The following is a 22,595-nucleotide window of genomic DNA, read 5'->3' on the forward strand; positions in this document are numbered from 1 at the left end:
GCAGGCTCGCTCCCACAGAGGTCCTGTGGTGTTTGTAGGCTTTCTCCATCAGGCATAATCCGCACTAATCCAAACAACAAGGACGCGGCCCCGTGAGTTCAGTAAACAAATCGATTTTGTTGGTCGACGACGACCAGGAGATTCGCGAGCTGCTGGACACTTACCTCAGCCGGGCGGGGTTCCAGGTGCGGACCACGCCCGACGGGGCCGGGTTTCGCCAGGCGTTGAACGACGCGCCAAGTGATCTGGTGATCCTCGATGTGATGCTGCCCGACGAAGACGGCTTCAGCCTGTGCCGCTGGGTTCGCCAGCATCCGCGCCAGGCCCACGTGCCGATCATCATGCTCACCGCCAGTTCCGACGAAGCCGACCGGGTCATCGGCCTGGAGCTGGGGGCCGATGACTACCTCGGTAAACCGTTCAGCCCGCGTGAATTGCAGGCGCGCATCAAGGCCCTGTTGCGCCGGGCGCAGTTCGGCCAGGAACGCACCGGCGGGGAAGTATTGGCCTTCGATGAGTGGCGGCTGGACATGGTCAGTCATCGGCTGTTTCACACCGACGGTGAAGAAGTGATCCTCTCCGGTGCCGACTTCGCCCTGCTCAAACTGTTTCTCGACCATCCCCAGGAAATCCTCGACCGCGACACCATCGGCAACGCCACCCGGGGGCGGGAACTGATGCCCCTGGACCGGATCGTCGACATGGCGGTCAGCCGCCTGCGCCAGCGCCTGCGTGACACCGACAAGCCGCCCCGGCTGATCCGCACGGTGCGCGGCAGTGGTTATCAATTGGCGGCCAACGTGGTTGCCAGCAATGGTCATTGACTGGGCCAGGAAAGTCGCCCGACGGGTGCCGGTGCCGCGTTCGTTGCTCGGAAGGATGCTGTTGCTGACCCTGCTGGTGGTGCTGTTCGCCCAGACGTTGTCCAGCGTCATCTGGGTGTCACAACTGCGCGCCACGCAACTTGAAGGCCTGGTTACCAGCGCCCGCAGCCTCGCCCATTCGATGACGGCCAGCGTCAGCTACCTGCGTTCGCTGCCGGTGGCGTATCGGCCGCTGGTGCTGGACCAATTGCGCAGCATGGGCGGCACGCGGTTTGTCGTCACGCTCAACGACAAGCCCCTGGGCATGGATGTGCTGCCGGTCACGCCGCGCAAGCTGGCGGTGCTCAAGGCCGTGGACGAAGTGCTGCGCAAGTCCCTGGGCAGTAACACGGATATTTCCGTGACCTTCGTCAGCCCCGATGACCTGCGGATTTTCAACGGCGGGCTGAAGCTCGATGAGCTGCCACGCTCGTGGGCTCACTACGCCTTGACCCTTGAACCGGTGAACCCGCCGGTGCTGGTCACGCAGATCCAGATGGCGCCGGGCGAATGGTTGTACATCGCCTCGCTGCTGCCCGAACCCTATACCAGCCTCGAAGAGCAGGACCTGCCCAAGCAACAGGTCGGCTTCATCGTGCTCACCAGCAGCCTGTTGCTGTTGTTCATCGGTTTACTCGTGCACTGGCAGAGTCGGCCGCTCAAGCGCCTGGCCCGGGCGGCACGGGACATGTCCCTGGGGGCCGAAGTGGAGCCAGTGGCGGAGGGCGGTGGCAGCGAAGTGGTGGAGGTGGGCCGTGCGTTCAATGCCATGCGTGAGCGCATCAGTCGCTACCTGACCGAGCGCAGCCAGTTGTTCAGCGCGATTTCCCATGACCTGCGCACGCCGATCACTCGCCTGCGGCTACGGGTCGAACTGCTGGAGGACGAGAACCTGCAGGCCAAGTTCGGCCGTGACCTGGATGAGTTGGAGCTGTTGGTCAAAGGGGCGCTGCAATGCGTCAAGGACACCGACATTCACGAAAACATCGAGCCGGTGGACCTCAACCATGTGCTCGATTGCCTGGTAGAACCTTACCTTGCCCCCAACGGCAATGGCCGTGTGACCCAGGATGGCCGGGCGCTGGCGCCGTACCCCGGCAAGCCGTTGGCCCTCAAGCGCTGCATCGGCAACCTGATCGATAATGCCCTGAAATATGGGCAGAACGCCCACTTGCACATCGACGACGATGAAACCGCGTTCATCCTGCACGTCGACGATGAAGGCCCGGGCGTGCCGGAGCAGCGTCTCGAGCAGGTTTTCGAGCCGCACTTCCGCCTGGCCGGGCAGCAGCAGGGATACGGCCTGGGTCTGGGCATTGCCCGCAACATCGCCCACAGCCATGGCGGTGAGGTGAGCCTGCAGAACCTGCGCGAGGGTGGGTTGCGGGTGACGTTGCAGTTGCCTCGCAGTGCGGATTAGCGAGACCGCGTAATCGTTCATCGCGAGCAGGCTCGCTCCCACAGTGGATCTGTGGTGTTCACAATTTCTGTGTCCACCCTCGAACCCTTGTGGGAGCGAGCCTGCTCGCGATGGCGCCAGTCGCCTCACTTGTTTTGTAACAGGCTGGTGACATAACTCGCCCCTTTCGTTACCTGCCCCCCGTCCTCCCTTGTTTAGACTCCCCGCGTCAAAACAACAAAAAAGGTACGCCTGAATGGACACCTTCCAACCGGCTTTCAGCAGTTGGCTGAACGCACCTGCCCACCAGCAATGGCTCGCCGCCGAAGGCTTGCGGCTGCTGGCGTTCGCCAAGGCGTCGAGGCTGCCGGACGGTTTCGGCAACCTCGACGAGCACGGTTGCCTGCCGACCGGGGCCCGGGCCGAAACCATGAACACCGCACGCATGACCCACAGTTTCGCCATGGCCCATATCCAGGGCTTGCCGGGGTTCGCCGAACTGGTGGACCACGGTATCCAGGCCCTGGGCGGCCCCTTGCGGGACGCTGAATACGGCGGCTGGTTCGCCACCACGCAACCCCATGAAGACGACACCGGCAAAGCCGCCTACCTGCATGCCTTCGTGGCCCTGGCCGCCAGTTCCGCCGTGGTGGCCCAGCGTCCTGGCGCCCAAGCGTTGCTGGACGAGGCTGTGCGGGTCATCGACACGTATTTCTGGAGCGAAGAAGAGGGCGCCCTGCGCGAATCCTTCAACCGTGACTGGAGCGAGGAAGAGGCCTATCGCGGCGCCAACAGCAACATGCACGCCACCGAAGCCTTCCTGGCCCTGGCCGATGTCACCGACGACCCGCGCTGGCTCGCCCGCGCGCTGCGCATTGTCGAACGGGTGATCCATGGTCATGCGGCGGCCAACGACTATCTGGTGGTGGAGCATTTCGACCGCCACTGGCAGCCGCTGCGCGAATACAACCGCGACAACCCCGCCGATGGCTTCCGCCCGTATGGCACCACGCCAGGCCACGGTTTCGAATGGGCTCGCCTGCTCCTGCACCTTGAAGCGGCACGCGTGCGGATCGGCATGCTGACTCCGGGCTGGCTGCTCCAGGATGCGCAGAAACTGTTCGAACAGAACTGCCGTCACGGCTGGGACGTCGATGGCGCGCCTGGCATTGTCTATACGCTGGATTGGGACAATCGCGCGGTGGTCCGCCATCGCCTGCACTGGGTCCATGCCGAAGCGGCGGCGGCTGCCAGCGCCTTGCTCAAACGCACCGATGAAGCGCAGTACGAAACCTGGTACCGGTGCTTCTGGGAATTCTGCGACAAACACTTCATCGACCGTTGCAACGGTAGCTGGCACCACGAACTCGATCCGCAGAACCGCCCCAGTGCCGACATCTGGCCAGGCAAGCCGGACCTGTATCACGCCTGGCAGGCGGTGCTGATTCCACGCTTGCCCCTGGCACCGAGCATGGCCTCGGCCCTGGCGCAACTTTCCGCTCCGGCGACCGTGTAACCATGTCGTGACATTTACGCATCCCTTCGTTACCTGCGAAGGGAATGCCCCTGATTAGAATCCATGCAGCGCAAGCAACAGACTTGCATGCATAACAACAAAAAAGGTACTCAGATGAACGCGATTAATCGCCTCGCAGTTGCTGTTTCCATTGCCTCGTTGTTTCCCCTCAGTGCTTTTGCCGCCGACTCGAAAGGGACGGTCGAAGTGGTGCATTGGTGGACTTCGGGTGGTGAGAAGGCGGCTGTTGATGTCCTGAAGGCCCAAGTCGAGAAGGACGGTTTCACCTGGAAGGACGGCGCCGTTGCAGGCGGTGGTGGTGCCACGGCCATGACCGTGCTGAAAAGCCGCGCAGTCGCCGGCAACCCGCCAGGCGTTGCCCAGATCAAGGGCCCCGACATCCAGGAATGGGCGTCCACCGGGCTGCTCGACAGCGACGTCCTCAAAGACGTTGCCAAAGACGAGAAGTGGGACTCCCTTCTCGACAAGAAAGTCTCCGATACCGTGAAGTACGAAGGCGATTACGTGGCCGTGCCGGTGAACATCCACCGCGTCAACTGGCTGTGGATCAACCCGGAAGTCTTCAAGAAAGCCGGCATCACGAAAAACCCGACCACCCTCGAAGAATTCTATGCCGCCGGCGACAAGCTGAAGGCGGCGGGTTTCATTCCGCTCGCCCACGGTGGCCAGCCTTGGCAGGACAGCACCGTGTTCGAAGCCGTGGTGCTGTCGGTCATGGGGGCCGATGGCTACAAGAAGGCCCTGGTCGACCTGGACAACGCTGCGCTGACCGGTCCTGAAATGGTCAAGGCGCTGACCGAGCTGAAGAAAGTCGCGACCTACATGGACGCCGACGGCAAGGGCCAGGACTGGAACCTGGAAGCGGCCAAGGTCATCAACGGCAAGGCCGGCATGCAGATCATGGGTGACTGGGCCAAGAGCGAGTGGACAGCGGCCAAGAAAGTCGCCGGCAAGGATTACGAGTGCGTAGCTTTCCCGGGTACCGACAAGGCCTTTACCTACAACATCGACTCCCTGGCGGTGTTCAAGCAGAAAGACAAGGGCACTTCTGCCGGTCAGCAGGACATTGCCAAGGTCGTGCTGGGTGAGAACTTCCAGAAGGTCTTCAGCATCAACAAGGGTTCGATCCCGGTTCGTAACGACATGTTGAAGGACATGGGCAAGTACGGTTTCGACTCTTGTGCCCAGACCGCGGCCAAGGACTTCCTGGCCGACGCCACCACCGGCGGCCTGCAGCCGAGCATGGCGCACAACATGGCGACCACGCTGGCGGTACAGGGCGCGTTCTTTGACGTGGTGACCAACTACATCAACGACCCGAGTGCCAACCCTGCCGACACTGCCAAGAAACTCGGCGCTGCGGTCAAGTCCGCGAAGTAAACGGGTAGCACCCTGTGGGAGCGAGCCTGCTCGCGATGGCGATCAATCAGTTGAATCGAGGCTGATTGACACACCGCATTCGCGAGCAGGCTCGCTCCCACAAGGGATGTCGCTGTAGTTCATATTTCTTGTACTGGATTTCCCCATGAGCTCTGTTGCTGTGTTCAGCAAGGCCTCGCCGTTCGATGCATTGCAGCGCTGGCTTCCAAAACTGGTGCTGGCGCCCAGCATGTTCATCGTCCTGGTGGGCTTCTATGGCTACATCCTGTGGACGTTTCTTCTCTCGTTCACCAACTCGACTTTCCTCCCCACCTACAAATGGGTGGGCCTGGCGCAATACGCCCGGTTGTTCGACAACGACCGCTGGTGGGTCGCGAGCAAGAACCTCGCCGTGTTCGGCGGCATGTTCATTGGCATCACCCTGGTGATCGGCGTGCTGCTGGCGGTATTCCTCGACCAGCGTATCCGTCGCGAAGGTTTCATCCGCACCATTTACCTGTACCCGATGGCACTCTCCATGATCGTCACCGGTACCGCCTGGAAGTGGCTGCTCAACCCGGGCATGGGCCTGGACAAACTGCTGCGGGACTGGGGTTGGGAAGGTTTTCGCCTGGACTGGCTGATCGACCCGGACCGCGTGGTCTATTGCCTGGTGATCGCCGCCGTGTGGCAAGCCTCGGGCTTCATCATGGCGATGTTCCTGGCCGGCCTGCGGGGCGTCGATCAATCGATCATCCGCGCCGCGCAGATCGATGGCGCGAGCATGCCCACGATCTACTGGAAAGTGGTCCTGCCAAGCCTGCGTCCGGTGTTCTTCAGCGCCGTGATGATCCTGGCGCACATCGCGATCAAGAGTTTCGACCTGGTGGCGGCGATGACGGCCGGTGGCCCGGGCTATTCGTCCGACCTGCCCGCCATGTTCATGTACTCCTTCACCTTCAGCCGCGGCCAGATGGGCATGGGCTCGGCCAGTGCGATCCTGATGCTCGGTGCGATCCTCGCGATCATCGTGCCTTACCTGTATTCCGAGCTGAGGACCAAGCGCCATGACTAGTCTCGCCACCAAACCTGGCATCAGCCTGAGTCGCATCGCGATCTACGCGGTGCTGATCCTCGCCGTACTGCTTTACCTGGTTCCGCTGGTGGTCATGCTGTTGACCAGCTTCAAGACCCCGGAAGACATCAGCACCGGCAACCTGTTGAGCTGGCCGACCGTGGTCAGCGGCATCGGCTGGGTCAAGGCCTGGGCGACGGTCAACGGTTACTTCTGGAACTCGATCAAGATCACCGTTCCGGCGGTGCTGATTTCCACTGCCATCGGTGCACTGAACGGCTACGTCCTGTCGATGTGGCGCTTCCGCGGTTCGCAGCTGTTCTTCGGGCTGCTGCTGTTCGGTTGCTTCCTGCCGTTCCAGACCGTACTGCTGCCGGCCTCGTTCACCCTCGGCAAGATGGGCCTGGCCAGCACCACCACCGGCCTGGTGTTCGTGCACGTGGTGTATGGCCTGGCGTTCACCACGCTGTTCTTCCGCAACTACTACGTCAGCATTCCTGACGCGCTGGTGAAGGCGGCGCGCCTGGACGGTGCGGGGTTCTTCACCATCTTTCGCATGATCATCCTGCCGATGTCGACGCCGATCATCATGGTCTGCCTGATCTGGCAGTTCACGCAGATCTGGAACGACTTCCTGTTCGGCGTGGTGTTCTCCAGCGGTGATTCGCAGCCCATCACGGTGGCGCTGAACAACCTGGTCAACACGAGCACCGGGGCCAAGGAATATAACGTTGATATGGCGGCGGCGATGATCGCCGGGCTGCCGACCCTGCTGGTCTATGTGGTCGCAGGCAAGTATTTCGTGCGCGGGCTGACGGCCGGCGCAGTCAAGGGGTAATCATGGCAACGCTCGAACTTCGCAATGTAAACAAGACCTACGGCGCCGGCTTGCCCGACACCCTGAAGAACATCGAACTGTCGATCAAGGACGGTGAGTTCCTGATCCTGGTCGGGCCTTCGGGCTGCGGCAAGTCGACCCTGATGAACTGCATCGCCGGCCTGGAAACCATCACCGGTGGCGCGATCATGATCGGCGACCAGGATGTCAGCGGCATGAGCCCCAAGGATCGCGACATCGCCATGGTGTTCCAGTCCTATGCGCTGTACCCGACCATGAGCGTGCGCGAAAACATCGAATTCGGCCTGAAGATCCGCAAGATGCCGCAATCGGCCATCGACGAGGAAGTGGCCCGGGTCGCCAAGCTGTTGCAGATCGAACACCTGCTCAATCGCAAGCCCGGCCAGCTCTCCGGCGGCCAGCAACAGCGCGTGGCCATGGGCCGGGCGCTGGCGCGGCGGCCGAAGATCTATCTGTTCGACGAACCGCTGTCCAACCTCGACGCCAAGCTGCGGGTCGAGATGCGCACCGAAATGAAACTGATGCACCAGCGCCTGAAGACCACCACGGTCTATGTGACCCACGACCAGATCGAGGCCATGACCCTGGGCGACAAAGTGGCGGTGATGAAGGACGGGATCATCCAGCAGTTCGGCACGCCGAAGGACATCTACACCAATCCGGCCAACCTGTTCGTGGCGAGCTTCATCGGTTCGCCGCCGATGAACTTCATTCCCCTGCGCCTGCAACGCAAGGACGGTCGCCTGATGGCGCTGCTCGACAGCGGCCAGGCCCGTTGCGAGTTGCCGTTGGGCATGCAGGACGCCGGTCTGGAAGACCGCGAGGTGATTCTTGGCATGCGCCCGGAACAGATTGTGCTGGCCGGCAGCGAGCCGAACGGCTTGCCGACCATTCGTGCCGAAGTCCAGGTCACCGAGCCCACCGGCCCGGACACCCTGGTATTTGTCAGTCTAAATGACACCAAGGTTTGCTGCCGCCTGGCTCCGGACGTGGCGCCACAGGCCGGTGAAACGATGACGCTTCAGTTTGATCCGCAAAAAGTATTACTATTTGATGCGCAGACCGGTGAGCGCCTGGGTGTGGCTGGTCAGGCGCAAGCCGAGGGGCGGGCACCGAACGTGGCGCAGTTCAAAGGCCGGTGAAGAACAAATGTGGGAGCAGGCTCGCTCCCACAAAAAAGAAGTATGCGGTGGGTGGGGGACTGCTCACCGCAATCGTTGTAAACCGCGTTAGAAAAAATAAAAACAGTTAATAACAATAAAGACGAGGAATGTAGGGATGAAGAAGAAGAACAATGCCCGGCTTATCTGCCAGTTATCAGCCGTTGCGGCGATGATGCTGGCCGGTAGCGCACAGGCTGCCGACGCGTTCAGCGCCGACTCGCAGTGGATGACGGGCGACTGGGGTGGTGAGCGGACCAAGCTGATCGAGCAGGGTATCGACATCAAGGCTGACTATGTCGGTGAAGTGGGTGGCAACCTGCACGGTGGCTACAACAACGACAAGACTGCGCGTTACGCCGACCAGTTCGGCCTGGGCGTGGCACTGGACCTGCAAAAGCTGTGGGGCTGGGATAACACCCAGGCCAAGATCCAGCTGACCAACCGTAACGGCGAAAACATTTCCAACGACCGTGTCGGCGACCCGCGTGCCGGCACCTTGAGTTCCTCCCAGGAAGTCTACGGCCGTGGCCACATGGTCCGTCTGACCCAACTGTGGATCAAGCACCAGTTCCTCGACGGCAAGCTGGACGTCAAGGCCGGTTACTTCGGTGAAGGCGAAGACTTCAACACCTTCCCTTGCGAATTCCAGAACCTGGCATTCTGCGGTTCCCAGGCGGGTAACTGGGCCACCGGTATCTGGTACAACTGGCCGGTCATGCAGGCAGCGCTGCGCGTGAAGTACAACATCACGCCTGAGTTCTATGCGCAGATCGGTGCCTACAACCAGAACCCTTCGCAGCTGGAGCACGGCAACGGCTTCAAGCTCAGCGGCAGTGGTACCAAGGGCACTGTGATTCCGGTCGAGCTGGTCTGGTCGCCGAAGGTCAACAGCCTGCCGGGTGAATACCGTGTCGGTTACTACAAGAGCACGGCCGATGCCAATGACGTCCTTGAAGACGACAACGGTGACAACGCCGCGACCACCGGCAACGCCTATCGCAGCCACAACAGCAAGCACGGCTACTGGTTCGTGGCGCAACAACAACTCACCACCCACAACGGTGATGCGTCCCGCGGCCTGAACATCGCAGCCAACGCGACCTTCCACGACAAGGACACCAACTTCGTCGACAACTACCAGTCGTTGATGTTCGTGTACAAGGGGCCGTTCGATGCGCGTCCGAAAGACGACGTCGGCATCGGTTTCTCTCGTATCCATGTCAACGACGACGTGAAGAAAAACGCCGAGCTGACCAACGATGCCAATGGCGTGACCGACTACAACGACCCGCTGTTCGCACCGCTGCGTACCACTGAGTACAACTACGAGATCAACTACGGTTTCCACGTCACCAACTGGCTCACCGTGCGTCCAAACCTGCAGTACATCACTCACCCAGGTGGTGTGGATGAAGTGGACAACGCGCTGGTGGCCGGCCTGAAAATTCAGTCGGTGTTCTAACGTTGTTGCGATAAGCTCCTCTCTATGTGCGCATATTTGCGGACAGCCAAGGCTGTCCGCTTTTTTTTGGGGAGTGCTTGGCTGGAGTAGAACCTGTGGCGAGGGGATTTATCCCCGCTGGGTTGCGCAGCAACCCCTGTTGTTTTACCTGCAACATCGCTGTGGCTGATTTGCCTGGGGGGCTGCTGCGCAGCCCAGCGGGGATAAATCCCCTCGCCACAAAAAACCGCCATGCCCAGTTGAGTATTGAATGATTTCCAGGACCGCGGCCCATGCATGAGCATCCGCTACAACGCTTCTTCAGATCCTTGCGCGAGCGCCCGGTGTTCGCGTGGGAGCGCTATCGGCAGCGCGATGTGCTGGTGATCGATCATCCCCTGTGCCAGGCGGTGTTCAGTCGCCAGGGCGCACAGTTGCTGCACTTCCAGCCCCGTGGGCAGAAACCCTGGTTGTGGTGCGCGGCCAAATGGCCCCAGGTCGGAGCGATACGGGGTGGGGTGCCGGTGTGCTGGCCGTGGTATGGCCGTCATCCGAGTGAAAACGCCTGGCCGTCCCATGGCTGGGCGCGGTTGATCGACTGGAAGCTGCTGGACAGCCGCAGCGACGACGACGGCGTGCATCTGCATTGGCAATTGCAACTGTGCGACTGGCAGGTGGACTTGCACGCGGACCTTGGCGAGCGCATGGAACTGCGCTTGAGCACCGAGCATCAGGACAGCCTGCCGTGCCAGTTGAGCCAGGCTTTGCATGCCTACTGGCGTATCGGTGACGTTGGTGAGGTAGCGCTGTCTGGGCTCGAAGGCGCGCAAGGTTACGACCAATTGAACCGTGCGGTGTGCCAGCAGGAAGGCGAGTTGCGGGTCGATGGCGGCTGCCAGCGGGTGTTCCAGCACGAAGGCGAATTGCAGCTCAAGGACCACGCCTGGCAGCGAGCACTGTGCATCGATACCGGCGACAGTGCCGACACCGTGGTGTGGCATCCCGGTACCCGGCCATTACTGGGGGTGAGTTGGGATGAAGTCAGTGAGTTTGTCTGCGTCGAAGCGGCCAGCGGCGGCACCGACAGCCTGTGCCTGGCGCCGGGGGAGCGGGCGCACCTGAGTTTGCAGGCGCGGGTGGGGGCTTAGGTCGGGATATCGGGTGCGGCGACTGGCCCTATCGCGAGCGGGCTCGCACACAGTGGATCTTCACTGGACACAATAATTGTGTTCGAAGCAGATCAGTGTGGGAGCGAGCCTGCTCGCGATGACGGCCTGTCAGGCAACAGAGCCCTGGAGCTCGATCAGTTGAACTCATCCCCTACCGGATACCGGCTGGCGTTCAGGCTTTCCTTGATCTTGCGCAGGTGCGGCTGGAAATCCACACCCCGGCGCAGGGTCATGCCGGTGGCGAGCACATCCAGCACGGTGAGCTGGATGATCCGCGAGGTCATCGGCATGTAGATGTCGGTGTCTTCGGGTAGGGGAATGTTCAGGCTCAAGGTGCTGGCCTTGGCCAGGGGAGAGTTTTCAGCCGTGAGGCCGAGCACTGAAGCGCCATTTTCCCGGGCGATGCGAGCCACCTCCACCAGTTCGCGGGTGCGGCCGGTGTAGGAAATGATCACGAACAGCTCACCGGTGTGGGCCACCGAGGCGATCATGCGTTGCATCAGCACGTCGGCGTGGGCGGTCACCGCCAGGTTGAAGCGGAAAAACTTGTGCTGGGCATCCAGCGCCACCGGGGCCGAGGCGCCGAGGCCGAAGAAGTGGATCTGTCGGGCCTGGATCAGTAGGTCCACGGCACGGCTGATCAAATTTGGATCAAGTGCCTGACAGGCGCTGTCCAACGAAGCAATGGCACTGCCAAAGATTTTCTGGGTGTAGGCTTCCGGATTGTCGTCGGCCTCTACCGCGCGGCTGACGTAAGCGGCGCCGCTGGCCAGGCTCTGGGCCAGTTGCAGCTTGAGCTCCGGGTAGCCGCTGACGCCGAACGAACGGCAGAAACGGTTGACCGTGGGCTCGCTGACCGACGCGGCCTGGGCGAGGGCGGCGATGCTGAAACGGGTGGCCTGCTGTGGGTTGAGCAGGATCACCTCGGCCACCTTGCGTTCTGCCTTGTTCAGGTCTTCAAGGCGACTCTGGATCTGCTCCAGTAAATTTCGCACGCGGTCCATAGAGGATTCCTAGAAAGACGGGTCTTTGATACGACCCTTTGCGGTGGCCTATCCTACTGATGGCTCCGACGGACCACCACTCGGAATCAGTATTTTCGGAAAATGTTGTGGTTATTACTACATTTTTCCTTGAGTGATGCCTTGAAAAAAGGTATTTGTAGCCTAACTTGATAAAAGAACAAACATCATGCCTTCGATTACGGTTGAACCGTGCACCTTTGCCTTGTTCGGCGCGCTGGGCGATCTGGCCCTGCGCAAGCTGTTTCCTGCCCTTTATCAACTCGACGGCGCCGGCCTGTTGCACGAGGACACGCGAATCATCGCGCTGGCCCGTGAACCCGGCAGCGAGCAGCAGCACCTGGCCTTCATCGCCACCGAACTGCGCCGCTACGTGGGCGACAAGGACCTGGACGAAGCCGTGCTCGAGCGCTTCATGGCGCGACTGTCCTACCTGCATGTGGATTTCCTCAAGGCCGACGATTATGTCGCCCTGGCCGAGCAGATTGGCCCGGCCCAGCAGGTCATTGCCTATTTCGCCACGCCAGCGGCGGTGTACGGGTCGATCTGCGAGAACCTGGCGAAAGTCGGCTTGAGCGAAAACACCCGTGTGGTGCTGGAGAAACCCATCGGCTCGGACCTGGAATCCTCGCGCAAGGTCAACGACGCCGTGGCGCAGTTCTTCCCGGAGAACCGCACCTACCGCATCGACCATTACCTGGGCAAAGAGACGGTGCAGAACCTGATCGCGCTGCGGTTTGCCAACAGCCTGTTCGAAACCCAGTGGAACCAGCATTACATTTCCCACGTGGAAATCACCGTGGCCGAGAAGGTCGGCATCGAAGGCCGCTGGGGCTATTTCGACAAGGCTGGCCAGCTGCGGGACATGATCCAGAATCACCTGTTGCAGTTGCTGTGCCTGATCGCCATGGACCCGCCGGCCGAGCTGTCCGCCGACAGTATCCGCGACGAGAAGGTCAAGGTGCTCAAGGCCTTGGCGCCGATCAGCCCGGAAGGCCTGACCACCCAAGTGGTGCGCGGCCAGTACATTGCCGGCCACAGCGAAGGCAAGGCCGTGCCCGGCTACCTGGAAGAGCCCAACTCCAACACCCAGAGCGACACCGAAACCTTCGTCGCCCTGCGCGCCGACATTCGCAACTGGCGCTGGGCCGGGGTGCCGTTCTACCTGCGCACCGGCAAGCGCATGCCGCAGAAGCTGTCGCAGATCGTCATTCACTTCAAGGAACCGTCCCACTACATCTTCGCTCCCGAGCAGCGCTTGCAGATCAGCAACAAACTGATCATCCGCCTGCAACCGGACGAAGGCATTTCCCTGCGGGTGATGACCAAGGAGCAAGGCCTGGACAAGGGCATGCAATTGCGCAGCGGTCCTTTGCAACTCAACTTTTCCGACACCTGGCGTAGCGCGCGGATCCCCGATGCCTACGAGCGGTTGTTGCTGGAAGTCATGAACGGCAATCAGAACCTGTTTGTCCGTAAAGATGAAATCGAAGCCGCGTGGACGTGGTGTGACCAGCTGATCGCCGGATGGAAAAAATCCGGTGATGCGCCCAAGCCGTACGCGGCCGGGTCCTGGGGGCCGATGAGCTCCATTGCACTGATCACGCGGGACGGGAGGTCATGGTATGGCGATATCTGAAGTGAAACTGCCCCAGGGCGTCAGCGCCCAGGCATTCAAGAGCCCGGTGCTGCTGGCTGAAGGCCTGGCATTGAAAGTGGCCGAGCAATTGCGCGTGGCGATCGACGCGCGTGGCACGGCGGTCCTGGTGGTGTCCGGCGGGCGCAGCCCGGTGGCGTTTTTCCAGAGCCTGGCCAAGCAGGCGCTGGACTGGCCGAAGGTGGTGGTGAGCCTCGCCGACGAGCGTTGGGTACCGGTTGAACATGCCGACAGCAACGCCGGCCTGCTCAAGCGTTACCTTTTGCAAGGTGCGGCGGCCAAGGCCCAGTTCCTGAGCCTCTACAGCGCCAGTGCCAACCTGGAGGCCGCCGCCGAACAGGCAGATCGCCTGCTGGCCGAGCTGCCGCCCATCGATGTGCTGGTGTTGGGCATGGGCGACGACGGGCACACCGCCTCGTTGTTCCCCGACAGCCCGAACCTGGCAGAAGCATTGGATGCCCAGGGCGCTCGTCGTTGCTGGCCAATGCTGGCGCCGACCGTGCCGCACCAGCGCCTGACCATGAGCCGCGCCTTGCTGGCCTCGGCCAGACACAAAGTGCTGGCGATTTCCGGTCAATCGAAATTGACCACCCTGAACGCTGCGGTGGCCGGTGACAACGTCGCCGAAATGCCGATCCGCGCGTTTTTGCAACCTACGTTAGAGATTTACTGGTGCCCATGAACCAAGGATCAGCCGCTATGACAACCCTATCCCCGACCGTTTCCATGGCGGACAAAGTTACCCTGATCGACGAACTGTGCGCCAAGGCGCGGATCCTGCCGGTCATCACCATCGCCCGCGAACAGGACATCCTGCCCCTGGCCGATGCCCTGGCGGCCGGTGGCCTGACGGCGCTGGAAGTGACCTTGCGTTCCCAGTTCGGCCTCAAGGCCATCCAGGTGTTGTGCGAGCAGCGTCCGGAGCTGGTGACCGGTGCCGGTACGGTGCTCGACCGCCAGATGCTGGCGGCTGCCGAGGCGGCCGGTTCGCAGTTCATCGTGACCCCGGGCATCACCCGTGACTTGCTCGAAGCCAGTGTCGCCAGCCCGATCCCGTTGCTGCCGGGCATCAGCAATGCGTCCGGCATCATGGAAGGCTACGGCCTGGGTTATCGCCGCTTCAAGCTGTTCCCGGCGGAAGTCAGCGGCGGTGTCGCTGCCATCAAGGCCCTGGGCGGCCCGTTCGGCGAAGTGAAGTTCTGCCCGACCGGCGGCGTCGGCCCGGCCAATATCAAGAGCTACATGGCGTTGAAAAACGTGATGTGCGTGGGCGGTAGCTGGATGCTCGATCCGGAGTGGATCAAGAACGGCGACTGGGCCCGCATCCAGGAGTGCACCGCCGAGGCATTGGCGCTGCTGGACTGATTGTTTTACCGGACTTCGTTGGGTGTTCTACGGCTTTACGGTGCGCTTGGTCGGCGCGCCGTTTTTTTTGCCTGATCTTATGAGCCCTATAGCTTGGTTGAGCGCTGTAGGAGCTGTCGAGCGAAGCGAGGCTGCGATCTTTTGCTCTTGTCGCTCGTCTTGAGATTCATCTGCTGGGGAAAAGATCGCAGCTTCGTTGCACTCAGCAGCTCCTACCGGGCGTCGTCAACTCAATTCCTTCAACGCCGTGATGAGCCGCTCGATATCACTTGCCAGTGTGATCAACCCCGGCGTGATACGGATACAAGGCCCGACGCTGGTCTGGCGTACCACGGTGAAGATCCCATAGTCGTTGAGCAATCGATCGGCCATCGCCTGCTGGTCCGCCTGGGCGGTAAAGCGCATCGAGGTGATGCCGCAGTAGAGTCGCCGATCATCCGGGGTCATGACTTCGATGCCCGGCAGATCGCGCACCGCGTTGACCCACAGGTCGCGCAAATAGCGGAGTCGCGCACCTTTGGCCAGGGCTCCGCCCAGGGCGCGGTGTTCCTCGAACACCAGGGGCAGGGTCAGCAAGGCTGGAATGTTCGACGTGCTGTGGGGCGTGCGCGAGCGGATGTCGTTTGCCGGGTAATGACTGTCGTCCATGTCCGGATCGATGTCGGCCAGGCGTTTCGGGGCGATGTACAGGAAGCCCAGGGCCAGGGGCCCGCCGATCCATTTCTGCAGATTGAATCCGGCGAACGGGATGCCCATCTTGGCCAGGTCAAAATCGATCTGGCCGAGGGCGTGGGCGCCGTCGAGGATGATGTCGACATCGAACTCCCGAGCCGCTTCGGCAATTGCCTGCACCGGCATTACCAGCCCGGTGAGGTGGTTGACGTAGGTCAGTGTCATCAGTTTCAGGCGCGGGTAGCGAATGAACGCTTCGCGGTAAGTCCCCACCAGGCTCTCGAAACTGGCCGGATGCTGGTGGACCAGTTCGATCAGCTCCACGCCACGCTGGCGGGCCAGCCAGCGCATCGCGTTCTTGACTGACTGATATTCCAGATCGCATATCAGCACCTGGTCGCCGGGCTTCAGGCCGTTGTAGTTGCGAATCAACGATTGCAGGGAGTCGACGGCGCTGCGGGTCAGCGCCACGGTTTGCACCGGCGCTTTGATCAACTCGGCCACCTGGCGGCGAATCGCCTCGCCCTGTTCACGGTCGAAATGCTGGCGCACGTACACCGAGTTGCTGCGGTTGATGAAGTCGATATTGCGTTGGTATTCCTCGACCACGGTGCGCGACATGCGCCCGAAGTAGCCGTTTTCCAGGTTCAGCGGCCCCTCGGGGGGGACGTCGTAGCGGCCGACAAAGGTCTTCCAAAAAGCTTCATCGCGGGCACGCAGGGTGTTCTCGGGCATGGTGGGCTCAATCAGGGGCGGGGCTTGGGTTTGCCGTGCTTGACGCGCAAGGGATCGAGCAGGTCTGACAAACCGTTGTGGTCGATTTCCTGCATCAACGCCAGCAAACCGCCCAGCTCACCGTGGGGAAAACCTTCGCGGGCGAACCAGTTCAGGTATTGACCGGGCAGGTCGGCCAGGATCCGGCCTTTGTATTTACCGAAGGGCATCTGGCGCGTGACCAGCAGTTCGAGGGTTTCCGGGTTCATGGCAAATGTCTTGGATCAAACAGGTTTGAAAATACAGGCATTCTGCATGCAGGCCAAATGACAGATCATGCAAATAACGCGGATACAGTTTTGGATGGGTTTATTAATTTATTGATTTTTAAGGATAATTTCTTTTGGTTGGGGCTGGCATGAGCGATGCAATATTCCTTGCAGGTTTTTTATTCACCAGCAAAGGAATTGAAAAATGACCGACATGAACAAAGAAGCCATCGCCGTCCTGAACGACCTGATCCAGACCAGCAAGGATGGTCAGGAAGGGTTCAAGACCTGCGCCGAAGACATCAAGCACCCGCAACTCAAGGCCCTGTTCGTGCAACGTTCCGCCGATTGCGCCGCGGCCGCGTCCGAACTCCAGGCAGCCGTTCGTTCCTTGGGCGGCGATCCGGAAACCTCTACCAGTGTCTCCGGTGACCTGCACCGTCGCTGGGTGGACGTGAAGTCGATGTTCACCGGCAAGGATGAGGAAGCGGTCCTCAACGAAGCCGAGCGCGGTGAAGATCACGCCAAGAAGGCCTACAAGGAAGCCATGGAGAAGATCACCAAGCATAACCTGGTCGGCATCCGTGATCTGGTTGAGCGCCAGTATCATGGCGTGCAACGCAACCACGATCAGGTCAAGGCGCTGCGTAACCAGGCACGCGCCAGCTGATACACGCGCTTGATCAAAAAAACGCCAGTTCGCCTGGCGTTTTTTTGTGTTTACAGACAAGCGCAGTTGTACTCAGGGAGTGGCCGCTGGCCCTGTAGGAGCTGTCGAGCAAAGCGAGGCTGCGATCTTTTCCCAGGCAATTGAGTCGCGAGCGAAAGATCAAGATCAAGATCAAGATCAAGATCAAGATCAAGATCAAGATCAAAAGATCGCAGGCTTCGCCAGCTCCTACGCCACACAAGCTCCTCGCCACAAAGTCGGGCAAATGCCGTCCGGCCTCATCATGCGGCTTTCTGAAAAAGTGTCTTGTCAAATCCACGGGTAATCAGCTCTGGACTCAAATAGATAGCCAGCTAATAATTGCGCCTGCCCCATCACCCATCATTGCAACTATCGTTACTGCAACCCCGGAAAGAGTTTCCCGCGTGCCCATTACCCTCCAGGCCTTGTTCGCCCCCGACCGCCTCGCTGTGCAGTTCGCCATCAAGACCGTGCTCGGTGGCGGGCTGGCACTGTGGCTGGCGTTGCGGTGGGGGCTGGAGCAGCCGGCGTGGGCGTTGATGACCGCGTTCATCGTGGCGCAGCCGCTTTCCGGGATGGTGGTGCAGAAGGGGCTGGCGCGATTGCTCGGTACGCTGGTGGGGACCGTCATGTCGGTGGTCTTCATGGGCCTGTTCGCGCAGACGCCGTGGTTGTTCCTGTTGGCGTTGGCCTTGTGGCTGGGCCTGTGCACGGCCTGTTCGACGCTGCTGCGCAGTGCCTGGTCCTATTCGTTCGTGTTGGCCGGCTACACGGTGGCGATCATCGCCTTGCCGGCCATCTCCCATCCACTGGGGGTGTTCGATCAGGCGGTGGCGCGCTGCACCGAGATCAGCCTGGGCATTGTCTGTGCCACGGCCGCCAGTGCCTTGCTCTGGCCGTTGCGGGTCGAGCGACAGTTGGCGGGCCAGGCCCATGCCGCCTGGCAAAGCGGCATGCAGGCGGCCCGCGCCACCCTGGCCGGTGATGCCCAGGCGCGCAAGGGCTTGCTGGAGATCCTCGGCAGGATCGTCGCGGTGGATGCCCAGCGCGAACATGCCTGGTTCGAAGGCAGCCTGGGTCGGCAGCGGGCCCGGGCCATCAGCGGTTTGAGCCAGAAATTACTGATGCTGCTGCGCATTGCCCGTTCGGTGCGCCGGCAATGGAAACAACTCGAACCCGCAGAAGCCGAGGCTCTCCAACCCTGGATGAACGAGGTGCAGCAAGCCCTCGATGCCGACAGTGCAACGCTGCAAGCCTTGCGACCGCGGGTACTGGATGCCTCTCACGATCCCTTGATCAGCTCGGCGCAAAGTTACTGCCTGGCGCGTTTCGCCTTGTTGCTCGACACCGCCCTGGCCGCCTGCGCGGCGCTGGCGGCGGTGCGGGAGGGCAGGGCGGCGTCGGATCCCCCGCGTACCTTGACGCCCCACCGTGACCTGTCCCTGGCCCTGGTCTTCGGTGCCCGCAGTGCCCTGGCGTTTCTCGCGGTTGCCTGCTTCTGGCTGGCAACGGCCTGGCCCGCAGCAGGGGGCGCGTTGGTGTTGACGTGTGTTGTGTGCAGCCTGTTTGCCAGCCGCGAAAACGGTGCGCAGATCGGCATGAGTTTCCTGCGGGGCATTCTGCTGGCCGTGCCGACGGCGTTTGTGGTCGGCGAGATCCTGCTGCCGCAGTGGAGCAGTTTCGCCATGCTTTGCATGGCCATGGGCGTACCGCTGTTCTTCGGCGCGCTGGGCATGGCCAAGCCACCGATCTTTGCCACGGCCACGTCATTCTGTCTGCATTTTGTAGTGCTGATATCACCGCTCAACGCCATGAAGTACGACGTGGCGACATTCTTCAATAGCGCTCAGGCGATGATGATCGGCGTGGGGGCGGCGGTATTGGCATTCAATCTGCTGATTCTGCGCGATCCGGCCTGGCACGGCCGTCGCCTGCTGGCTGCAACCCTGGACGACCTGGTGCGCCTGACCCGGCGCAACCTGAGTGGCGCCGAGAGCTGGTTCGGCGGACGCATGGCCGACCGGCTGCTGCAATTGGCGCGGCATTACCCCGAATTGCCGGTCCCGGCGCGCAGCCGTTGGGATGACGGATTGCTCGGCCTGGATATCGGTGATGAGCTGCTGCACTTGCGTCTGAGCCTGGCCGTCGCCCGGGTGTCCGATCATCAGGCGCAGCGGCGCTATTTCGAAGCGCTGGAACAGGTGCTCGAACGCGGTCCGTCCGGCGGGCTGGCCGATGCGTTGGCCCCGGCCAGCGCCGAGTTCCTGAAGGTGTTATCGACAGAGCCCCCCGGCGATGCGCTGAAGTTGGCCCAGGGCGCGGTGGTGCAATTGCAGAACAGTTGGCGCGCCTGGTGCCGTCAGCACGAACCTGAACGACGGGAGCACAGCCATGGGTTTGCGTGAGTGGTCGATTGGCGGGGTGTTGCTCAGCCCGTTCCTGATTTATGTGGTGCTGGCCTTGCTGGTGACCGGTGCATTGCGCCTGTTGCTCAGCCTCGTGCCGGCCGGACGCTGGATCTGGCACGAAGCCTTGTTCGACTGCGCCCTGTACGTCTGTGTCCTGACAGTGATTACCCTGGTCCTCGGGCCGTTATAAGGAGTTGAACATGCGGACCTCCGTACGTGTCGCCATTACGCTGGGCGTGGTGGCATTGGCGATTTTCGCCGGGTTACACCTGTGGCAGTACTACATGCTCACGCCCTGGACCCGGGACGCGCGGATTCGCGCCGACGTGGTGGTGATTGCTCCCGACGTGTCGGGCTGGGTGCGTGAGCTCAAGGCGGTGGACAACCAGCAGGTCAAGGCCGGCGATTTATTGCTGAGCATCGACCGCGAGCGCTTCGAAGCCGCCGTGGAAAAGGCCAGGGCGGTGGTCCAGACCCGCCAGCAGCAACTGAGCTTGCGTGAACACGAAGCCAGTCGCCGTGCCGCCCTGGGCCCCCAGGCCATCAGTGCGGAGTTGCGGGAGAACGCCCAGATCAACGCCGGCATCGCCCGAGGCGAACTGCGCGAGGCCCAGGCCGAGGCCAAGGTCGCCGAGCTCAACCTCGCCCGCAGCCAGGTCCTGGCGCCCCGCAGCGGTCACATCACCAACCTGCGGCTGGCCGAAGGCAACTACGTCAACGCCGGGCAGCCGGTCATGGCGCTGATCGACGATTCGACGTTCTATGTGCAGGCCTATTTCGAAGAAACCAAACTGCCGAGGATTCGCGTGGGCGATCCGGTCAAGGTCTGGCTGATGAGCGCCGGCCATGCCCTGGAAGGTCACGTCGAAAGCGTCAGTCGCGGCATTACCGACCGCAACACCAATCCGGACGCGCAGTTGCTGGCGGAGGTTGAACCGACCTTCAACTGGGTGCGCCTGGCCCAGCGGATTCCGGTGCGAATCAAGCTGGACAAGGTGCCGGAAGGGGTGAACCTGAGTGCGGGGATGACGGCGAGTGTGCAGGTGTGGGAGGAGGCTGGGACTCGATAGCTCTGGCACTGAGATCATTGTGGCGAGGGGATTTATCCCCGTTGGGCTGCGCAGCGGCCCCAAAACAGCCAACTCAATCTGTCTGGCACACCGAGGCGACAGGTTCGAGGGCTGCTTCGCAGCCCAGCGGGGATAAATCCCCTCGCCACAGGTAGGTGCCACACCAGAGATAGGGCTGGTCAGCCGATGCTGATCGCCGGCAATGTCGGCAAGGTCACGGTCTGCTGCTTGCGCGGCGCCAGGATCTCGGCCTCGCCATCCACCACCAGTTCATCGCGCTGGTTGAACACGCGGGTGGCGATGCGTACGCGAAACTTCGGCAGCTTTTCCAGGATCTCCAGGCGTACGGTCAGGGTGTCGCCGATTTTTACCGGTTTCTGGAAGCTCATCTGCTGGCCGATATAGATGGTGCCGGGCCCAGGCAACTCGCACGCCACCGCCGCGCTGATCAGCGCACCGCTGAACATGCCATGGGCAATGCGTTCCTTGAACATGCTCGCCGCGGCGAATTCGGCGTCCAGGTGCACCGGGTTGTGATCGCCCGACATGGCGGCGAACAGCTGGATGTCGCGCTCTTCGACAGATTTGCTGTAGCTGGCGGTCTGGCCGACTTCGAGGGCTTCGTAGGGAGTGTTGGTAACCTGGGTCATCTGTTTCTGATCCTGTGGCAGTAATGAGGGAAAACGTTGGAAACCTACTCGCTGCGTGGCGGGCGCTTGTGGTTCAGGGCCTGGGCAATCCAGGCCAGCACATCGGCCGTCACTTCATCGCGGTTGGTTTCGTTGAACAATTCATGCCGGGCCTGTGGATAAATCGTCAATTGCAGGTGCTGGCTGCCGGCGGCGCGCAGTGCGTCGGCCAGATCCTTCAGACGCTTGCCTTCGCTCACCGGATCACATTCACCGCCAATCACCAGCAATGGCAGGTCCGGATCGATCTGGGCGAGATTGGACGCTTTGCTGATTTGCTGCAAGCCGCCGAGCAGGTCGACCCACAGTTGATTGCTGCAGCGAAAGCCGCACAGTGGGTCGTGGACGTACTTGTCCACTTCGGCCGGGTCACGGCTGAGCCAGTCAAAGGGCGTGCGTGTCGGTTTGAGTTTCTGATTGAAGCTGCCGAACGACAGCCACTCGATCAGGGCACTGCGCCCGGTGCCGCCCTGGCGCCAGCGTTCGAGGCGGGCGATCTGGCGGGCGGCGCGATACAGCGCCACCGGCTGGAAATTGGACCCGCTGAGAATCGCCCCATGCAGGCTGGCGCTGTGATGCAACAGGTAGGCCTGGGCGATGTAGCTGCCCATGCTGTGGCCCAGTAGCACGATGGGCGTATCGGGATGTTGCTGGCCGATGTGATGGTTGAGGCTGGCCAGGTCGCCGACCACCTTGGCCCAGCCATCCTCATCGGCATAGTGGCCGAGGATCGCCCCTTCGCCGGTCTTGCCATGACCGCGCAGGTCCAGCGCGTAGACACCGTAGCCTTCATCGCACAGGGCCTGGGCCAAGCGCCCATAGCGGCCGCTGTGTTCGGCCATGCCGTGGGCCAGCATGACCACTGCCACGGGCGCGGTTTCGGGCAACCACTGATTGACGAACAGACGGCTGTGGTCGGTCGCGGTCAGCCAGAACGTTTGATGAATCATGACGATCCTTTACATGGGAGCATGCGCACTGTTGCTGCATTGTATAGCGCATCCGTTGCGTCTCGCCTGATCAGGCCACACGTAGGCGGCAAGATTCACACAATCTATGACACAAATTGGCATATTTGCCTGATTGGCCAGAGCTGCTAGTGTCCCAAGAGCTCCGCTTCTGCGAGCAATCCAGAAGTGGCCCGGGATAGGTTCAGGTAAAGAGGACAAAAAC

Annotated in this window: 22 protein-coding genes; 17 read left to right on the forward strand and 5 right to left on the reverse strand. The window is 61.5% G+C overall.

Annotated elements, in window-relative coordinates; genetic code table 11:
- Positions 1 to 92 precede the first annotated feature (92 nt).
- The 9 genes from LOY67_RS06310 (at position 93) to LOY67_RS06350 (ending at position 10,844) form a co-directional block, all read left to right on the forward strand.
- Entirely contained in the window at positions 93 to 824 is a 732-nt protein-coding gene (locus tag LOY67_RS06310; protein ID WP_265066421.1) for a response regulator, read from the forward strand.
- On the forward strand, positions 814 to 2,283 hold the full coding sequence (locus LOY67_RS06315) for an ATP-binding protein (RefSeq protein WP_265066422.1): 1,470 nt from the start codon (positions 814 to 816) through the stop codon (positions 2,281 to 2,283). Before LOY67_RS06310 ends, LOY67_RS06315 begins: the two co-directional genes overlap by 11 nt.
- Positions 2,284 to 2,518: 235 nt before the next feature.
- A complete protein-coding gene (locus LOY67_RS06320) occupies positions 2,519 to 3,778 on the forward strand; it encodes an AGE family epimerase/isomerase (protein WP_265066423.1) in 1,260 nt (419 codons plus the stop codon).
- 114 nt (positions 3,779 to 3,892) lie between these two features.
- Positions 3,893 to 5,179, forward strand: coding sequence for an ABC transporter substrate-binding protein (locus tag LOY67_RS06325; RefSeq protein WP_041023874.1), 1,287 nt, complete (start codon positions 3,893 to 3,895; stop codon positions 5,177 to 5,179).
- A 145-nt stretch (positions 5,180 to 5,324) separates the two neighbouring features.
- Positions 5,325 to 6,233: a carbohydrate ABC transporter permease gene (locus tag LOY67_RS06330; RefSeq protein ID WP_265066424.1), complete on the forward strand. Its 909-nt coding sequence runs from the start codon at positions 5,325 to 5,327 to the stop codon at positions 6,231 to 6,233.
- Positions 6,226 to 7,071: a carbohydrate ABC transporter permease gene (locus LOY67_RS06335; RefSeq protein WP_047701874.1), complete on the forward strand. Its 846-nt coding sequence runs from the start codon at positions 6,226 to 6,228 to the stop codon at positions 7,069 to 7,071. The genes LOY67_RS06330 and LOY67_RS06335 overlap by 8 nt, the downstream gene beginning before the upstream one ends.
- A gap of 2 nt (positions 7,072 to 7,073) precedes the next feature.
- Positions 7,074 to 8,234, forward strand: a complete 1,161-nt coding sequence (locus tag LOY67_RS06340; protein ID WP_265066425.1) for an ABC transporter ATP-binding protein — start codon at positions 7,074 to 7,076, stop codon at positions 8,232 to 8,234.
- 136 nt (positions 8,235 to 8,370) lie between these two features.
- Positions 8,371 to 9,717 carry a carbohydrate porin gene (locus tag LOY67_RS06345; RefSeq protein ID WP_265066426.1) on the forward strand — a complete coding sequence of 449 codons (1,347 nt, stop codon included), beginning with the start codon at positions 8,371 to 8,373 and terminating at the stop codon, positions 9,715 to 9,717.
- A gap of 272 nt (positions 9,718 to 9,989) precedes the next feature.
- Entirely contained in the window at positions 9,990 to 10,844 is an 855-nt protein-coding gene (locus LOY67_RS06350; protein WP_265066427.1) for a D-hexose-6-phosphate mutarotase, read from the forward strand.
- 155 nt (positions 10,845 to 10,999) lie between these two features.
- Here LOY67_RS06350 and LOY67_RS06355 read toward each other — a convergent pair whose 3' ends face one another.
- The gene (locus tag LOY67_RS06355; protein WP_171057240.1) at positions 11,000 to 11,860 is read right to left on the reverse strand and encodes a MurR/RpiR family transcriptional regulator; all 861 of its coding nucleotides are present in this window, start codon (positions 11,858 to 11,860) and stop codon (positions 11,000 to 11,002) included.
- Between the two features lie 196 nt (positions 11,861 to 12,056).
- Between LOY67_RS06355 and zwf the strand changes: the two genes are divergently transcribed.
- From zwf to LOY67_RS06370, 3 genes are read left to right on the forward strand one after another with little or no spacing between them, the layout of a single operon-like run.
- Positions 12,057 to 13,526 carry a glucose-6-phosphate dehydrogenase gene (zwf, locus tag LOY67_RS06360; RefSeq protein WP_265066428.1) on the forward strand — a complete coding sequence of 490 codons (1,470 nt, stop codon included), beginning with the start codon at positions 12,057 to 12,059 and terminating at the stop codon, positions 13,524 to 13,526.
- Entirely contained in the window at positions 13,513 to 14,226 is a 714-nt protein-coding gene (gene pgl / locus LOY67_RS06365) for a 6-phosphogluconolactonase (protein ID WP_265066429.1), read from the forward strand. Before zwf ends, pgl begins: the two co-directional genes overlap by 14 nt.
- A gap of 17 nt (positions 14,227 to 14,243) precedes the next feature.
- Complete coding sequence (locus LOY67_RS06370; RefSeq protein ID WP_265066430.1) at positions 14,244 to 14,909, forward strand: bifunctional 4-hydroxy-2-oxoglutarate aldolase/2-dehydro-3-deoxy-phosphogluconate aldolase; 666 nt, start codon at positions 14,244 to 14,246, stop codon at positions 14,907 to 14,909.
- A 225-nt stretch (positions 14,910 to 15,134) separates the two neighbouring features.
- Here LOY67_RS06370 and LOY67_RS06375 read toward each other — a convergent pair whose 3' ends face one another.
- Positions 15,135 to 16,316 carry an aminotransferase class V-fold PLP-dependent enzyme gene (locus LOY67_RS06375; protein ID WP_265066431.1) on the reverse strand — a complete coding sequence of 394 codons (1,182 nt, stop codon included), beginning with the start codon at positions 16,314 to 16,316 and terminating at the stop codon, positions 15,135 to 15,137.
- 11 nt (positions 16,317 to 16,327) lie between these two features.
- A complete protein-coding gene (locus tag LOY67_RS06380) occupies positions 16,328 to 16,564 on the reverse strand; it encodes a DUF3820 family protein (RefSeq protein ID WP_024781183.1) in 237 nt (78 codons plus the stop codon).
- A gap of 205 nt (positions 16,565 to 16,769) precedes the next feature.
- Here LOY67_RS06380 and LOY67_RS06385 point away from each other — a divergent pair, with 205 nt between their 5' ends.
- The 5 genes from LOY67_RS06385 to LOY67_RS06405 all read left to right on the forward strand — a co-directional run bounded on the left by LOY67_RS06385 (position 16,770) and on the right by LOY67_RS06405 (position 20,733).
- On the forward strand, positions 16,770 to 17,234 hold the full coding sequence (locus tag LOY67_RS06385; RefSeq protein WP_265066432.1) for a ferritin-like domain-containing protein: 465 nt from the start codon (positions 16,770 to 16,772) through the stop codon (positions 17,232 to 17,234).
- Between the two features lie 46 nt (positions 17,235 to 17,280).
- Entirely contained in the window at positions 17,281 to 17,559 is a 279-nt protein-coding gene (locus tag LOY67_RS06390; RefSeq protein WP_265066433.1) for a hypothetical protein, read from the forward strand.
- A gap of 100 nt (positions 17,560 to 17,659) precedes the next feature.
- On the forward strand, positions 17,660 to 19,660 hold the full coding sequence (locus tag LOY67_RS06395; RefSeq protein WP_265066434.1) for an FUSC family protein: 2,001 nt from the start codon (positions 17,660 to 17,662) through the stop codon (positions 19,658 to 19,660).
- Positions 19,647 to 19,853, forward strand: a complete 207-nt coding sequence (locus LOY67_RS06400; RefSeq protein ID WP_024781186.1) for a DUF1656 domain-containing protein — start codon at positions 19,647 to 19,649, stop codon at positions 19,851 to 19,853. Before LOY67_RS06395 ends, LOY67_RS06400 begins: the two co-directional genes overlap by 14 nt.
- A gap of 10 nt (positions 19,854 to 19,863) precedes the next feature.
- Positions 19,864 to 20,733, forward strand: a complete 870-nt coding sequence (locus LOY67_RS06405) for an HlyD family secretion protein (protein ID WP_265066435.1) — start codon at positions 19,864 to 19,866, stop codon at positions 20,731 to 20,733.
- Between the two features lie 179 nt (positions 20,734 to 20,912).
- Here the strand turns inward: LOY67_RS06405 and LOY67_RS06410 are convergent, their stop codons facing one another.
- Together LOY67_RS06410 and LOY67_RS06415 are read right to left on the reverse strand one after the other, a co-directional pair.
- Positions 20,913 to 21,383, reverse strand: a complete 471-nt coding sequence (locus tag LOY67_RS06410) for a MaoC family dehydratase (RefSeq protein WP_041023860.1) — start codon at positions 21,381 to 21,383, stop codon at positions 20,913 to 20,915.
- Between the two features lie 44 nt (positions 21,384 to 21,427).
- Entirely contained in the window at positions 21,428 to 22,372 is a 945-nt protein-coding gene (locus LOY67_RS06415; protein WP_265066436.1) for an alpha/beta hydrolase, read from the reverse strand.
- Positions 22,373 to 22,595: the final 223 nt, after the last annotated feature.

The sequence above is a fragment of the Pseudomonas sp. B21-056 genome (genome assembly GCF_026016325.1).
In the GTDB taxonomy this organism is placed as follows: Bacteria; Pseudomonadota; Gammaproteobacteria; order Pseudomonadales; family Pseudomonadaceae; genus Aquipseudomonas.

Bases quoted from the DNA above. Each gene is read 5' to 3' on its own strand.
- LOY67_RS06350 (WP_265066427.1), top strand. From the start codon at position 9,990: ATGCATGAGCATCCGCTACAACGCTTCTTCAGATCCTTGCGCGAGCGC.
- zwf (WP_265066428.1), top strand. From the start codon at position 12,057: ATGCCTTCGATTACGGTTGAACCGTGCACCTTTGCCTTGTTCGGCGCG.
- LOY67_RS06345 (WP_265066426.1), top strand. From the start codon at position 8,371: ATGAAGAAGAAGAACAATGCCCGGCTTATCTGCCAGTTATCAGCCGTT.
- LOY67_RS06335 (WP_047701874.1), top strand. From the start codon at position 6,226: ATGACTAGTCTCGCCACCAAACCTGGCATCAGCCTGAGTCGCATCGCG.
- LOY67_RS06375 (WP_265066431.1), bottom strand. From the start codon at position 16,316: ATGCCCGAGAACACCCTGCGTGCCCGCGATGAAGCTTTTTGGAAGACC.
- LOY67_RS06405 (WP_265066435.1), top strand. From the start codon at position 19,864: ATGCGGACCTCCGTACGTGTCGCCATTACGCTGGGCGTGGTGGCATTG.
- LOY67_RS06410 (WP_041023860.1), bottom strand. From the start codon at position 21,383: ATGACCCAGGTTACCAACACTCCCTACGAAGCCCTCGAAGTCGGCCAG.
- LOY67_RS06370 (WP_265066430.1), top strand. From the start codon at position 14,244: ATGACAACCCTATCCCCGACCGTTTCCATGGCGGACAAAGTTACCCTG.
- LOY67_RS06340 (WP_265066425.1), top strand. From the start codon at position 7,074: ATGGCAACGCTCGAACTTCGCAATGTAAACAAGACCTACGGCGCCGGC.
- LOY67_RS06400 (WP_024781186.1), top strand. From the start codon at position 19,647: ATGGGTTTGCGTGAGTGGTCGATTGGCGGGGTGTTGCTCAGCCCGTTC.
- LOY67_RS06315 (WP_265066422.1), top strand. From the start codon at position 814: ATGGTCATTGACTGGGCCAGGAAAGTCGCCCGACGGGTGCCGGTGCCG.
- pgl (WP_265066429.1), top strand. From the start codon at position 13,513: ATGGCGATATCTGAAGTGAAACTGCCCCAGGGCGTCAGCGCCCAGGCA.
- LOY67_RS06330 (WP_265066424.1), top strand. From the start codon at position 5,325: ATGAGCTCTGTTGCTGTGTTCAGCAAGGCCTCGCCGTTCGATGCATTG.
- LOY67_RS06325 (WP_041023874.1), top strand. From the start codon at position 3,893: ATGAACGCGATTAATCGCCTCGCAGTTGCTGTTTCCATTGCCTCGTTG.
- LOY67_RS06385 (WP_265066432.1), top strand. From the start codon at position 16,770: ATGACCGACATGAACAAAGAAGCCATCGCCGTCCTGAACGACCTGATC.
- LOY67_RS06415 (WP_265066436.1), bottom strand. From the start codon at position 22,372: ATGATTCATCAAACGTTCTGGCTGACCGCGACCGACCACAGCCGTCTG.
- LOY67_RS06380 (WP_024781183.1), bottom strand. From the start codon at position 16,564: ATGAACCCGGAAACCCTCGAACTGCTGGTCACGCGCCAGATGCCCTTC.
- LOY67_RS06320 (WP_265066423.1), top strand. From the start codon at position 2,519: ATGGACACCTTCCAACCGGCTTTCAGCAGTTGGCTGAACGCACCTGCC.